The 14476-nt window shown below is 35.5% G+C and carries 11 protein-coding genes and 1 pseudogene; 10 read left to right on the top strand and 2 right to left on the bottom strand.

What is annotated here, in order from left to right; all coding sequences use genetic code 11:
• The first annotated feature begins 20 nt into the window (after positions 1–20).
• On the top strand, positions 21–1310 hold the full coding sequence (locus tag DWB64_RS13095) for an FAD-dependent oxidoreductase (RefSeq protein WP_129488696.1): 1290 nt from the start codon (positions 21–23) through the stop codon (positions 1308–1310).
• A 60-nt stretch (positions 1311–1370) separates the two neighbouring features.
• On the opposite strand, the gene DWB64_RS13090 is transcribed toward DWB64_RS13095, so the two are convergent.
• The gene (locus tag DWB64_RS13090) at positions 1371–2258 is read right to left on the bottom strand and encodes a LysR family transcriptional regulator (protein WP_129488695.1); all 888 of its coding nucleotides are present in this window, start codon (positions 2256–2258) and stop codon (positions 1371–1373) included.
• Positions 2259–2371: 113 nt separating this feature from the next.
• Between DWB64_RS13090 and DWB64_RS13085 the strand changes: the two genes are divergently transcribed.
• The 4 genes from DWB64_RS13085 (at position 2372) to DWB64_RS13070 (ending at position 5092) form a co-directional block, all read left to right on the top strand.
• Positions 2372–3325 carry an NAD(P)-dependent oxidoreductase gene (locus DWB64_RS13085; RefSeq protein WP_129488694.1) on the top strand — a complete coding sequence of 318 codons (954 nt, stop codon included), beginning with the start codon at positions 2372–2374 and terminating at the stop codon, positions 3323–3325.
• A gap of 150 nt (positions 3326–3475) precedes the next feature.
• Positions 3476–3835, top strand: coding sequence for a CidA/LrgA family protein (locus DWB64_RS13080; RefSeq protein ID WP_129488693.1), 360 nt, complete (start codon positions 3476–3478; stop codon positions 3833–3835).
• A complete protein-coding gene (locus tag DWB64_RS13075) occupies positions 3825–4517 on the top strand; it encodes an LrgB family protein (RefSeq protein WP_129488692.1) in 693 nt (230 codons plus the stop codon). Before DWB64_RS13080 ends, DWB64_RS13075 begins: the two co-directional genes overlap by 11 nt.
• A 326-nt stretch (positions 4518–4843) precedes the next feature.
• Complete coding sequence (locus DWB64_RS13070) at positions 4844–5092, top strand: YdeI/OmpD-associated family protein (protein WP_129488691.1); 249 nt, start codon at positions 4844–4846, stop codon at positions 5090–5092.
• A gap of 20 nt (positions 5093–5112) precedes the next feature.
• Here DWB64_RS13070 and DWB64_RS13065 read toward each other — a convergent pair whose 3' ends face one another.
• Positions 5113–6303, bottom strand: coding sequence for an IS256 family transposase (locus DWB64_RS13065; protein ID WP_129488690.1), 1191 nt, complete (start codon positions 6301–6303; stop codon positions 5113–5115).
• Here DWB64_RS13065 and DWB64_RS13060 point away from each other — a divergent pair.
• The 5 genes and pseudogenes from DWB64_RS13060 to DWB64_RS13040 all read left to right on the top strand — a co-directional run bounded on the left by DWB64_RS13060 (position 6276) and on the right by DWB64_RS13040 (position 14345).
• Positions 6276–7346 (top strand): methyl-accepting chemotaxis protein, encoded by a 1071-nt coding sequence (locus DWB64_RS13060; protein ID WP_129488689.1) that lies wholly within the window; start codon positions 6276–6278, stop codon positions 7344–7346. The genes DWB64_RS13065 and DWB64_RS13060 overlap by 28 nt on opposite strands.
• Before the next feature lie 376 nt (positions 7347–7722).
• Entirely contained in the window at positions 7723–8817 is a 1095-nt protein-coding gene (locus DWB64_RS13055) for an ABC transporter substrate-binding protein (RefSeq protein ID WP_129488688.1), read from the top strand.
• Between the two features lie 32 nt (positions 8818–8849).
• Positions 8850–10790, top strand: a complete 1941-nt coding sequence (locus DWB64_RS13050; protein ID WP_129488687.1) for an ATP-binding protein — start codon at positions 8850–8852, stop codon at positions 10788–10790.
• A gap of 248 nt (positions 10791–11038) precedes the next feature.
• Positions 11039–11089, top strand: a pseudogene (locus DWB64_RS19650) (SEC-C metal-binding domain-containing protein); the annotation flags it as partial.
• Positions 11090–11360: 271 nt separating this feature from the next.
• Positions 11361–14345, top strand: coding sequence for a two-component regulator propeller domain-containing protein (locus DWB64_RS13040; protein ID WP_129488686.1), 2985 nt, complete (start codon positions 11361–11363; stop codon positions 14343–14345).
• Positions 14346–14476: the final 131 nt, after the last annotated feature.

Raw genomic sequence — 14476 nt, 5'->3', positions numbered from 1 at the left:
ATAAAATAAGAGAGGTTGATATGCAGTCGTATGATTATGATATTGTAGTAATAGGTGGTGGGTTTTCAGGTTTAGGTGCCGCTATAAGTGCTGGTAGAAATGGACGTAAAGTGTGTTTGATAGAGTCAACTAATCAAGTGGGTGGAGTGATTTCTACTTGTCCAAACATGCCAATTGGTGCTGCATATCCAGCAGGTTTTTCTGTCGGTGGGCTCATCGACGACTTAGTACAACGACTAAGTGCATTAAACAGTCCAGCCGTCGAGGTACGTCCATGTATTTTAGATGATTTTGGACCAGAAATCATGTATGATAAATGGTCACTTTTCAAAGTAATCTACGACATGTTGTATGAGGCACGTGTAGATGTGCTGCACAACACCTTTGCCAGCGATGTTGAGATGGATGGATTAACAGTTAAAAGCGTGAAGTGTCATCAAAATAGTAAAGAACTCATAATTAGAAGTCGGGTATTTATCGATTGTTCTGGTGATGGAAATATTGCAATTAAGTCTGGTGTTTCGAGTCATAAAGGTGATTCAAAAGGTACGATGATGGGGGCTAGCATGGTCTTTACAATGCGCAATGTTGATTGGAACAGAGTTGATAAAGCGACACAAGACCCTTATTTTACAGATTATACATCAGAAGCTATTCAATCAGGTAAATTACATCAAGACCTAAAAAAGCTATACATTATGAAGGGGTTTGAAAAAGATTCAGCTTTTTTTAATAGTGTTATCATTGGCAATGTTGACGGTACGGATGTTCAGAGTATCAACCAAGCAGTTATAATTGCTAGAGAAAGATGTTATTCGCTTGCAGAGTTTGTGAAGAAAAGTATTCCAGGTTTTGAGAATGCTGTAATGACAGATATGGGTCATTCAGTAGGAATTCGTGAAACCAATCATTTAGAAGGTATGACGACGCTTAAATCTGAATCACTATCAATAGGTGAAAAGTTTGATGATGGCATCGTTGCATGTGATAATCCAGTTGATGATGTTTTTAGAGAGGGCGCTGAATTTTCTCATGAAAGAATTATTGGAAAAGGTGACTATTACACCATTCCATTATCTACCATGTTTCCTCGAAAGGTTAAAAATCTTATGTTCTCTGGTAGACTCCTAAGTGCAGATGAGACTTCATTTGCATCAGTAAGAGGGATGAGTCAGTGCATGATTATGGGTCAAGCTTGTGGATTATCAGCAGTTGAGTTAATTAAACAGGAAATTGATGTTCAATTATTGGATCGTTCACTGATTGTAGAACAAATGATTGCTAGTGGAGTAAATGGATTAGGAAAATAAAACTATAACTATTCACTAAAAAAGAGTCACAAGTGTTCACTTGTGACTCTTTGCCATTGTTTAGTCAAGAAAATAGGACAATGTATAATCTATCCATTCTCTTGTCGCATAGGAGAGTGTTTTATTCTTCTTCCATACTAATGACATTTCAAGGTAGAGCTCGTCAGTATCAAGAGGAATGACTTTAAAACGACTCTTATCAAGATTTTGACAGGTTCTTTCAGGAAGTAATGCGATACCATATTCAGCATGGACAATCTCTGTAATTAAATCACGCTGTGAACTTTCGCACACAATGGTTGGGCTAAATCCATAGCGATGACATTGGTAAAGAATTCGATCATATAAAGAGAAGGTTTTACTATACATAACAAATTTTTCATTACATAAATCACAAAATGAGATGCTGTTTTTATTTGCTAATATGTGGCGATTACTAACAACAACACGAATCGGATCTTGAAGCAGTAAGTGTTGTTCAAGTTGATTGAGTTTATTAGAAATATTACAAATAATACCTACATCAATGTTTGAAGATATGATAGCTTCTTCTATATCCTTTGTACCAACTTCCATGAGTTGAAGTTCAATGTCAGGATATTTGGTTTTAAATGCACCTATCAGATTCGGGAAAAAACTTGCACCAACAATTGGAGGAATACCAATATGTATTTTACCTCTTTTTAGTTCAGTGATCTGACTCAATTCTTGTGTAAGTGCATCAAATCCCTTAAGTAAATCTTTGGAGTTTTTTAAAAACAGTTTACCAACATCAGTAATCTGAATTTGCTTTGAGTCTCGATTAATAAGTTTAATTCCCAGTTCGGTTTCGAGGGTCTTTACTGACTTACTAATCGAAGGCTGACTAACATGAAGTTTTAAAGAGGCTTTGGTAAAACTCTTTTCTTCACAAACGCTAATAAAATACTGTAACTGTCTTAAATCCATTATGTTGCCTCCTATTCATTTTGTGCATGCTTATAATGCGATATATATATTTTTCGAATTAATCATCCAGTGGTATGATTAAGGAAACAGATAATTATAAAAAGGAGATGCTTATGAAAATCAAACTACTTGAACCGCTAGGTGTTGAACAATCTATTCTTGATGATTTATTTCAATCATTAAAGATTCAAGGTCATGAAATTATTCATTATAATCAGATAGCCAGTGATGAAGCAGAGATGGTAAGCAGATGTAGTGATGCAGACATTTTAATCATTGGTAGCACACCACTATCTGATAAGGTAATTTTAAATGCAAAAAAGTTAAAAATGATATCAGTTGCTTTTACAGGGATTGATCATGTAGGGCATGAACATCTAAAAGAACAATCTATTCTTGTTTCCAATTCAGCTGGTTATAGCAACGATTCTGTTTCGGAGTTAGTTTTAGGTCTAACACTCAATTTGTACAGAAATATTAGTGCAGCAGATGAAGTGACCCGAAATGGTGGTACAATCAAAGGTCTTATTGGTAATGAGATAAAGGGAAAAACAGTTGGTATTATTGGCACTGGTCAAATTGGGTTAAAAACAGCATCAATATTTAAAAGTTTAGGTTCTACACTCATAGCATATGATCCTTATATCAATGAAGCAGCTTTGCAAATGGGTGTTAATTATATGACCATTGATGAAGTGATGAGTTTGAGTGATATCATCACCTTGCATTTACCATTAATTGATGCAACAAAAAACTTTATAAATAGAGATAAATTAGATAAAATGAAGCCTTCTGCAATATTAATAAACTGTGCACGTGGTCCAATAGTTGACAATAATGCACTTGCTGAAGCCTTAAATAATGGAAAGATTGCAGGTGCAGGTATAGATGTATACGATATGGAGCCACCTATTCCACATGAATATCCTCTACTACATGCTAAAAATACACTCTTTACCCCACATGTTGCCTACGCAACTCAAGAATCGATGGTAAAAAGAGCTGAGATAGCAATTCAAAATGTCATTGCATTTTTAGAGGGCAAGCCTCAAAATATAATGACATGATAATAAGTTGAGGAAATTTCATAATAGATCACAAGGGATATTGCATGATAGATATTGATATGCTAAAGATACTACTCTACTAGATATAGTGTGATTTTCTTTTGGATTATAATTATGCAATTTCCTTAGTAAAGTACAATAGGAGTGAAAATGAAAATATTGAGACAACTTTGTATCATACTTGGGATATGTATATTGGGTGAGCTAATAAGTAGTAGTTTACCCTTCCCAATTCCAGGAAATATTCTTGGAATGATTATTATGCTGATGCTACTGACTTCAAAAATAGTTAAAAAGCAACAAGTTGAAGATGTTGCAGAATTTCTGCTTAGTCATCTTGCAGTTTTCTTTATACCTGCAGGAGTAGGACTAATTAATGTGACAAATATAATAGGGAAAGATTTGCTATCAATTATTAGTATCATCATTCTGAGCACAATCATTGTAATGGCTACAACTGGTCTTGCTGTTCAATTTCTTCAAAGGGTGGTGGCTCGCAATGGTAATTAACTCAGCATACTTTGGAATTGTTGTATCACTCATTGCATATGAAATAGGATTATTTATTTACAAGAAAATCAGAATACCATTGTTAAATCCGTTGCTAATAAGTATCGTATTTATCATTGTAGTATTAAAAACCTTGAGTATTGATTTTGCTGTATACAATAAAGGCGCGAGTATGATTTCATTCTTTTTAGGTCCTGCTACAATAGCTCTTTCGATACCTTTATATTCTAACCTCAACTTACTAAAACAAAACTTTTTACCAATAATAGGTGGTATATTTGCAGGATGTATATCCTCAATTTCAAGTGTGTTGATATTATCTAAATGGTTTGGTTTGAGTGAATTGATTACCTTATCATTTATACCAAAATCAGTTACCACACCGATAGGAATGGAGTTATCAAGTCAGCTTGGAGGCAATGCAGCGCTTACCATAGGAATGATAGTGACCACAGGAATTACGGGTGCGGTCATTGGTCCAACGGTGTTCAAATTGTTTGGTATAAAGGATCATGTATCAGTTGGTATTGCAATGGGAACTGCTTCCCATGCAATAGGTACATCTAAAGCGATGGAATTAGGAAAGACTCAAGGTGCTTTTAGTGGATTAGCAATTGGTATTTCAGGTTTAATAACAGTTTTAATTGTTTTGATTAGAAGTATTATTTTAGGCTTGTATTAAAACTAAAATAAAGCAGTTGGAATCACTAAATGAAACTGCTTTTCACAATGTGATTTTATAATAAAAAAGGCAAATAGTCAATTTTCTGAATCAGCTACCTTAAGTCAGTTAAAATTCAATAGGTAATATATAAGAAAACGGTTCCGCTGACTAGGAGACTAAATTAGAGTGCCTGGTATACATGAGTGGCACTGACTTGAGGCATGCTGGTGCAGGCACCGAGTGTTCTCGGTTGATGAATTATTTGGTATAAGGTATGAGTATTTGACATTTTGTAGAGACTGATAGTTAAAAATGCAATTGTACAACCTAAGGAGGTCAACACAATGAAATCGAAACTATCCAGTGGTGTACTCCATGATTTACCCGATGACATGATAAGAGCACTTTGTGGTACTGATGAGCTAATAAGGTTATGGGAAGGTTTAACCCCACTGGCGAGAAATGAATGGATTTGTTGGGTGATATCGGTAAAAAAAAGTGAAACCCGCCAAAAACATCTGAATAGACTTTTAGAAGACTTGCTCTCAGGAAAAAAACGCCCTTGTTGCTGGCCTGGTTGCCCTCATAGGTAGCCAATTGCTGCAAAACGGTGCTACTCACTTGGAGACTGATGCTTATGGGTGAGCGGCACGGTTTGTACGTTTTGAATATCGTTAATGCGTAAAAAGAGTAGCTTAAAGAGCGACATTTCATTTGGAAATGCGCCTTTTCTACTGGTTACCTTTCTGAGCTGATTATGATAGCTTTCTATGGTATTAGTTGTATAAATCAGTTTTCTTATGTTTTCTGGATAGGTAAAGAGGTTCTCAATTGATGTCCAGTTTTTCTCCCAGACAGCTACTGCTGCACCATGTTTAGCCCATGTTTTTTTAAACTCGTCGAACAGGACTTTAGCTTCATCAAGGCTAACAGCTCTGTAAACAGCTTTAATATCCTTAGCAAACTTAACCCAGTCCTTTCGAGGAATGTAACGTGTCGCATTACGCATAAGGTGAACAATGCATCGCTGTAAGTTCACATTTGGATATACGACTTGAATAGCATCTTGAAGACCTGGTAGTCCATCAAGGGAGATGAACAGTATATCTTCGACACCACGGCGTTTGATTTCCTCGAGGATTTGTAGCCATTCACGACTATTTTCACCTTCTGATAGCCAAAAGCCAAGGACTTCTTTTCTACCTTCTACATCGATACCAACAATGTTATAAAGGGCTTTTTGTCCAGTACCATGCTCTGTTTTACAAGGCACATACATGGCATCTACAAAGACAAAAGGGTAGAAGGGTTTAAGGGCCCTAGATCTAAACTCATTAACCTGAGGAATAATCTTATCCGTAATTTTTGATACAGTTTCATGACTCATATTAAAGCCATAAATTTCATTGATAGTTGCTTCTATATCTCGCTGTGACTGGCCTCTGCCATACATTGAGAGAACTTTCTCTTCAATGCCAGTGACATCCTTTTGCCCCTTTTTAACTATTTGTGGCTCAAAGCTAGATTCGCGGTCACGCGGAACGTTAAGCTCAATATCACCAAGCTGGCTAAGGACCTTCTTTTGTGTTTTTCCGTTACGTCTGTTCGTTGTGTCAGCAGCGCCATGTTCGTTTTTATCATAACCTAGGTGTTCATCTAACTCAGCTTCAAGCATGTTTTCTAAGGTTTCAGCAAACATGTCTTTTAGCGCTTCTTGAACGTCTAGAGCTGTTTTGATTTCGTAGTTTTCAAAGAGGTGTTCCATAAGTTGTTTTGATGCGGGGTTCTTTTTTCTTTTTGCCATTGTTTGTAAGCCTCCATCTGGTCTTAGTTGATTATAACAAATCAAACTTTACACAGATAATCTTACACGCCCGAATATTTGTTGAGTTGGCTTCAACCATAGATCAAGCTGAGTTACTAACAGAGCAAGCTAGTAAAAAGTCAGAAAACCTTATACAGAGTATTAAACATACTGAGAGTGAGTTTAATGAACTGGCCGATGCTACTCAATCCTTAGTATCTGTTTCAGAGCAAATTGGTAGGGCAACAGAAGAAATAGCGCGAGGTTCTGTGGATCAAACAGAAAACCTCAGCGATGCGATGGAAACCTTAGATTCTTTAGGAGAGTTAATTGAAAGGATATCAAGTCCCCTTGTATTCTTGTCTGAAGGCGCTTCTGAAAGTGAATCCATTAATGCCGAAAGTACAAGAACATTAACAGAACTTGAAGAAACGATAAAAACATCGGATACTCTTAATAAGGATATTATTAGTATTATCAATACAATGCTAGTGGAATTTAAACATATTATTGAGGCAATTAGGAAAATAGATTCTATTGCAGGGCAAACGAATTTACTTGCACTAAATGCATCGATAGAATCTGCACGAACTGGCGAAGCGGGCAGAGGTTTTGCAGTAGTAGCGGATGAAATCAGAAAATTAGCTGAAGAAACTTCGGATAGTGCTAAGAGTATAAATGTTGTAATTGCCAATATAGATAGTCAAATTAATAAAGCACAAGACACCTTAGAAAATATCACATCACAATCTAGTCAAACAATATCTACGGTTAATGTTGCAACTGTAAATATTCAAAAAACGTTAGAATACTTAAGAACTACTTCTTACAAATTAATTGATGCAAATAAGGATGCACTTTCACTTAATGAAATGAAAAATCAAACGCACAACAGCTTTAGTAGCGTAGCGAGTGTTGCAGAAGAATATTCAGCAACAACAGAACAAGTTAGTGCAGGCATTACTAGGATGATAGAAGATATTGAACATATCGCCACTAGCTCTAAAGGAATAAAGTCTGAAGTAGAGAAACTTAGTAAATAAGCTTATTGTTAAGAGGTAGGATTTCTTTGAAATCTTACCTTTTGTGTGTTCAATTTTAATTTTTGAGATTAAAAATGGAGGATTGCATGAAAACAATTGATTGGTTAATGTAAGGTGATCCAGTAATTCAAAGATTTACTCCGACTTATTTACTCAATGTAAAAACACATATGGGGGGAGGGGGACAACGGCTAAAAGTGAGTAAATAAATGGCTAGCAGTATATTATGTACATAACTGGGTATAGGTAGGTATGAGTATTTAGTGAGGACTAAAGGAGGTAAAGAATGGATACATTTCTTGAAATGAGTGAGTAAGAAGGGCAATAACTCGATAGAATACAACTAATTAGGTATAGATAGTAAAGGAGCTTTGATATGAAGCTAAAAATAGGGTTTCTAGTATTTATTCTATTGCTTATTCTCCTACTAGTGTCTTGTAAGGTCAATGATAAGATAGAAATCGGATTTATCGCAACACTTACTGGTACAGATTCCAATATTGGTATTGCAATGAGAGATGGTTTGCAGCTCAAAATAGATGAAATCAATGCAGATGGTGGTATTGGTGGGAAAATGCTAAGTCTTGTGATTCGTGATGATAAGAACGACCATGACCTTATTAAGAAAATTAATCAAGAATTTGTCGATCAAGGATTGCTAATTATATTTGGTCATGAGCTTTCTTCTAAAGTGCAAGCCATGACAGAAGCAACCAAAGATGAGCAAGTAATCTTAATAAGTCCTACTCTGTCGACTTTTGAAATGTCTGGTCTTGATGATAATTTTTATAGAACGATCACCTCAAATTTTGACCAAGGACGAGGACTTGGAATGGACGCAAATGCAAAGTACTCCAATACCTTAGTTATTTACGATGCTAAGAACGAAACATTTGCTGAGGGTGTTTATCAAGGGTACAGTTCAGTTTTTTCTGGTAAGCATGAAAGCTATGCAGTTACTAGGAGTCTTACTGAGGTTGGTCAGGAAATATGTGATATTGTTAAAAAAGGTGACTATGACTCTGTACTTTATATTCTAAATCCAAATGATACGATGTTTATGAGTCAATTACTGTATAAAAACAAGATAAGGGTTCAAATCTTTTCTTCTAATTGGGGAATGGCGACTAACACGCTAGATAGGGGGGGGCAAGCTATTGAAGGAGCACATTTTGTATCTCTATTAGGTGATCTTGAAAACGAAAACTATCGTATTTTTAGAAGAAATTACTTTGAAAAATATAACAAAGAACCAGAGTTTGCTGCAATTTATGCCTACGAATCAGGTATACTTATGTATGAAGCTTTAAGAACTGCTGATAACTTGACCTATCAAGGGATTAAAGACAGATTAGATCATATAGGAACTGTAAAAGGCTTACTCTCTGATTTTACACTGGATGCCTATGGTGATGTATCTCGAAGTGTATTTATAGCAGTTGTTAAAGAAGGTAAGCTTATCATCGAATAATCAAGCTACTTATTTTACGATATGGTGATAAAATGAAAAAAACTTTTATTTTAGGAAAAGTACTAAGTAGTTTTATTTTACTTTCCTTGATCTTGCCATTATTAATTATCAGTTTAGTGGCAATGAATTTTACACAATCCTTTTTATTAGAGGAAGCTAAAAATAATAATAGACAAATCGTTGAAAATCTTAAAACAAGTGTTGAGGTTTTTTTTGACGAGCCCAGTAACACACTTAAACTATTAAGAGATTTACTCATAAGTGCTGATTATCTAAATCAAGATGCTTTGACTTTTTCGATTTTTAATGATAATGTATCCCATTTTGATCACTATATGATTATTGATCGAGATGGCATTGTAGAATTTTCTTACCCAGAGGACAATAATATTATAGGCTTTGATAATTCTTCATTAGAGGCCTTTAAAAAAATTTCAAGTGGAGTTCAGGAATACTGGTCGAAAACCTATCTTGGAACTGTAAATAATGAAGTCTCTATAGACTATGCTTTGCCTTTAGGTGATAAAACACTTGTAGGCACGATACACTTAAAAAGATTCATCGAACTTTATAGTGCAGTTGCAAATACCAAAGACTTAATAATTGGGATTACAGATAGCACTGGAACCTATATTCTTCATACTGACTATGGAAATGTAGAACAAAGAATTACGGATCCGTATGTTAACAAAAGAATTCTTAACTACGATAAAGTTAGTTTCGAAAACATGGATGTCTATGGTACAACCCTTTTATCAGATTATGAGGATTGGCATGTGGTTTCCTATGAGCCAGTTTCTCATATTAGGGATAGAATTTTAACTTATACGATCATTTTATCAATGATAATCTTTATAACTATTTTAGTTGTTTCAGTAATTGCAAGTCGAATTATCCATTTGATCAAGGCAAGTTTGCAATCTGTTTTAGATAGGACAGATGCAATTGCTAAGGGGAATTATGAGTTAATCGATAGTGATAATAGCTTTAAAGAGTTTGAAGAAATCAGTAAAAACTTTAGTAATATGGCTAATCAGATTAAGTCACGAGAGGATGAAATACTAGATAAGAACGAAGAGATTCTTGCTATGAATGAGAATCTAGAAACTAGAGTATCTGAACGAACACTGGAATTAACAAATATCAATCACGAACTGATTGCGACCATAGATGACCTTGAAGCCACGAAAGCTCAACTTGTAGAGGCAGAAAAACTAGCTTCACTAGGAAGTTTAGTTGCTGGACTTGCCCATGAAATTAATACCCCCCTTGGAATTATTCTTACCATGATTACCTACGAGAAAAGTTTAATCGACGAACTGGAGCATAAGATACAAAGTGAGCAAGTAAGTGAAATAGAACTTAAAAATTACCTTCAAAGCATTAAGGAAAGTGAAGAACTGATTTATTCAAACGTGACAAGAACTTGCGATTTAATTAATACTTTTAAAGATATATCCAAAGATCAAACTCAATCGGAGTTAAGAAAAATACAGCTCTCTGAATATTTGGAAAGTATTCTTATAAGTTTAAAACCCAAATTAAAAGAATCTAAATTGCAGGTTAACTTAGAAATACAGGAGGAAGTTGAGATGATTACCTATCCTGGATCCATTTATCAAGTGCTTGTCAATCTTCTCTTTAATGCCTCCATACATGCCTATGAGAATAATGGAGGCAAAATTGATCTAACAATAAGAAAATCAGAAGATAAAGTGAGATTTATTATTCAGGATTATGGAAAGGGTATACAAAGTGAACTAATCAGTAAGATATTTGATCCCTTCTTTACTACTGCTAGGGGAGCTGGTGGAACTGGACTTGGACTTAACATTACCTACAATATTATAAAACAGATATTAGAAGGAACTATTCAGTGTGAAAGCATACTAGGTCAGGGTGCAAAGTTTACAATTGTGCTACCACGGGCCTTGAAAAATAGTGATTCTGATAACTTGCTAAGCGATGCATAAAGTATTTGGCTGGCAGAATTCTCACTTAAGATGCTTTAAGCTCCCTGATGATGTATACAGCAAATTAACTGGTGAAACAGTTAGAGGCTGGGTGGATTTAGTAGGTGTCTTGTTTCAACCACCAAGTGAACATGCTCGTTGAGCGGTTTTCGATAATGGATGTAAGAGAGTCATTTCAAAATTATTGTGAACGAAAGAAGACGGATGATGACGACAAAATCAAAATACTGAAATGATTCCCAAGTGGCTGTCCATGTGGTAGTGGGAAGAAATATAAGAAGTGCTGTGGATCGAATTGATGTTTTAAAGAAGAAATTCACAAAAGACTTATGTGATGCCTGTGGGTCTTTGCTTGCGCTTAAAAGTGAAATAGCATTAGAATGAAGGAGTACTCGATTTTGAGTACTCCACTTGTTTTTAGGGTAAATAGTGTTTATCAAGGGGCGGTCCAGTATGTCAAGCACAATCACTAGGGATATTGCATAATAGATATTGATATGATAAATTTAATACAAGATTTAATTCAAATGTATAATTTTGAAATGTTCACAAAGCGTATTGGAGGCTATTTTGCATAAGTTACTCAGTATAGTAATCATCATCGGAATGCTTATCGGTCAGACCGCTACTGTCTTTGCTGATCAGCATTTAAAGGATTTAGAACTTAATATTGAAGTAATCGGGAGAGAGGAGGGTTTATCAAATCTTTCTGTATCATCGATCGTTCAAGATAAGTATGGATTTATGTGGTTTGCGACACAGGGCGGTCTCAATTATTATGATGGTCGGGACATGAAAATCTTTCGTAACGATCCATTTGAGGAAGATGGACTTGTTCATAACCTTATTCAAACGATGTACTATGATGAAGAAAAGCATGAATTATGGTTAGGGACTTATCAAGGAATTTCGAGATACCTTATTGCTGAAAACAGATTTATTAATTACAGTGTTGAAAAAAACAATCTGTCAAACCCTGTAGTGATTGCAATTACCAAGGATTTGAATGGGGATATGTGGTTTGGTACGATGAACGGACTTAACAGATTAATCCCTGAAACAAGTCAGTTTGAGCATTTTGATGTAGCTGGCGAAGTTGTTAGGTCACTACTTATTGATTCTTTAGGAAGACTATTAGTTGGTACTTATGAAGGACTTCAACTCTTTGACTATGAAAATAAAATGTTAGAAAAAATTCCTCTTGAACTACCTTCTCCTTATGTGATGATTGTCAAGGAGTTTGATGAAGGCATATTATCACTAGGATTATGGGATGGAGGGGTTATTGAAGTAAAAAGTGATTTTAGCAGTATGAACATCAAGTCCTATGAGGATAACAGGATCTATTCACTGATGAAATCTTCTGACGGCAAGCTTTGGGTTGGCTCTTGGGGTGGAGGTTTATTCACAGACCTAACCGACGGAAGCAAACAACATCATATGAGTGACGGTAAAAAAGGATCATTAACTCATAATGTAGTTTATTCTATGTATGAAGATCAATCTGGAATTGTTTGGATTGGCACGAATGGCGGTGGAATCAATAAGATCAATCCGCGAAAACGCAATTTTGTGATTCTGACAAACAATACAGAAGATAGTGATTCGCTGAGTCAGGGTAAGATCAACAAAGTACACGAAGATGATGAAGGTAATTTATGGATTGCCGTTTATAATAATGGAATACACAGGTATAATCCCCAAAATAGCGAATTGATCAAGTACAGTGCGGATTTTGACGGCGAGTTTCAGTTGCCGGACAACCAAGTTAATGAGTTTTTTGAACTTGGGAATGACATGTATATTGGTACAAATTCAGGACTCGGAAAATACAATAAAGAAGCAAATCGTTTTGACTTAGCCGCGGAATTTACTCGAGGTAGACTTATTTACGCGATAGAAAAGATAAATGACAACGAGTTATGGCTTGGTACCTACAATAAGGGTCTTTATATCTATAACATAAAGGAAAACTCCTATAAAAGCATAAGTAGTAGCGATGCGTTAAATCCTGTTGCGGATAATTTGATTTATGATATTTACAAGGATAGCAAAGAAAGAATTTGGATTGCTACTAACAATGGCTTGAATTTAAAAGAAGCTGGAACAGAACAGTTTAAACTTTTTAGAAAAGCAGAAGGTAATTATAAAGGTCTTGCCAGTAATGCGATACGGTCGATATACGAGGATTCGAAAGGTAGAATTTGGATTTCGATGGTTGGCGGTGGCGTCTCGTACTATGTAGAGGAAGATGCAAGTTTTGTAAGTTATACTGAAAAAGATGGAATGCCCAGTAATGTAGTCACTGGTGTTGCTGAAGATGACAATGGATCTATTTGGTGTTCGACAGAAAATGGAATCGCTATTATCCAACCTGAAAGCAGGGAAATCTTTCATTTAACTCCTGATGACGGTATCGGAGGGTGGGAATTTTCTACGGGTGTGATTAAAAATAGTAAAAGTTCATTAATTTTTGGAGGTGTTCACGGAATCACCATGATACCGAGTGATTATTTTCTTGACGAAAGTGTGAAGCCAAAAGTTTATATAACCGGGGTGAACTTGTTCCAAGAACCAATTGATACCAGTCATCAATTTTATAATGATGAAGTGCTTCATTTTAGCGCTAATGATTCTTATTTAGAATTTACGGTGGCATCATTAGACTATGATACCCCATTGGAGACAAGGTTTTCTTATAAACTAGAAGGTTTTGACAAGGACTGGGTAAAGGCGGGTAGCAGAAATTACATTGCATATTCGAATCTGCCCGCAGGAAGTTATGAGTTGATAGTAGTTGCTGAGACGGCAAGAAATCTAATTTCGGATCCGGTTAGCGTAAGGATTGTGATTGCACAAGCGTGGTATCGTACGTCATATGCTTATATTGGATATGTATTGCTTACTGTTCTTTTTGTTTTGGGATTAATCAAATTAAGAGAGGGTAATCTGCTGCATGAAAAGTACTCGGAACTAAGCATTGTCAATGATAAATTGGAAGATGCAAATGCAAAGTTAGAAGAATTGTCAACAACGGATTCTTTGACAAAGTTATATAACCGTAGATATTTTGATATGATGTTCGCCGATCATTTAAAACTTTCGATTCGCGGTCAAACTGATTTAGCACTGATCATGCTTGATATCGATGATTTTAAACTGGTTAATGATAAATTTGGCCATGTGGCTGGAGACCATTTGTTAAGTAAGGTAGCAGATGTATTGAGTTCGAGAATGGAAAGGTCAACTGACTTTGTAGCACGATATGGCGGAGATGAGTTTATTGCGGTGTTTTATGACACAAGACCAGAATTTATTGAAACCTTTGCAAGTAGTATCGCTGATGAAATTCGACAAATCAGGGTTACGAGCAATACAACGAATCAGGTGATGAACATCACGGTGAGCATGGGTGCGGTTTGTAAAGTGCCAAGTTTTGATACAACACTGGAATCCTTTGTGAATTTAGCGGATTCGGCATTATATCAATCAAAAAGCAAAGGGAAAGATTGTATTACTGTAGTTAAGAATGATCAAGAGCAAGTAGGATTATGATTTTTACATGTAATATACAGGTGTAAAAAATATAAAACGACGTCCATATGAGGACGTCGTTTTTGATTGCTTGAATTTAATTATGAAATTTTTAAAAAAACTACGGGGACGCAACTTGACAAAAGTTGTTT

Origin of the sequence: Fusibacter sp. A1 (assembly GCF_004125825.1) — a bacterium.
In the GTDB taxonomy this organism is placed as follows: domain Bacteria; phylum Bacillota; class Clostridia; order Peptostreptococcales; family Acidaminobacteraceae; genus QQWI01.
This window is presented reverse-complemented; position numbering and strand designations above follow the sequence as displayed.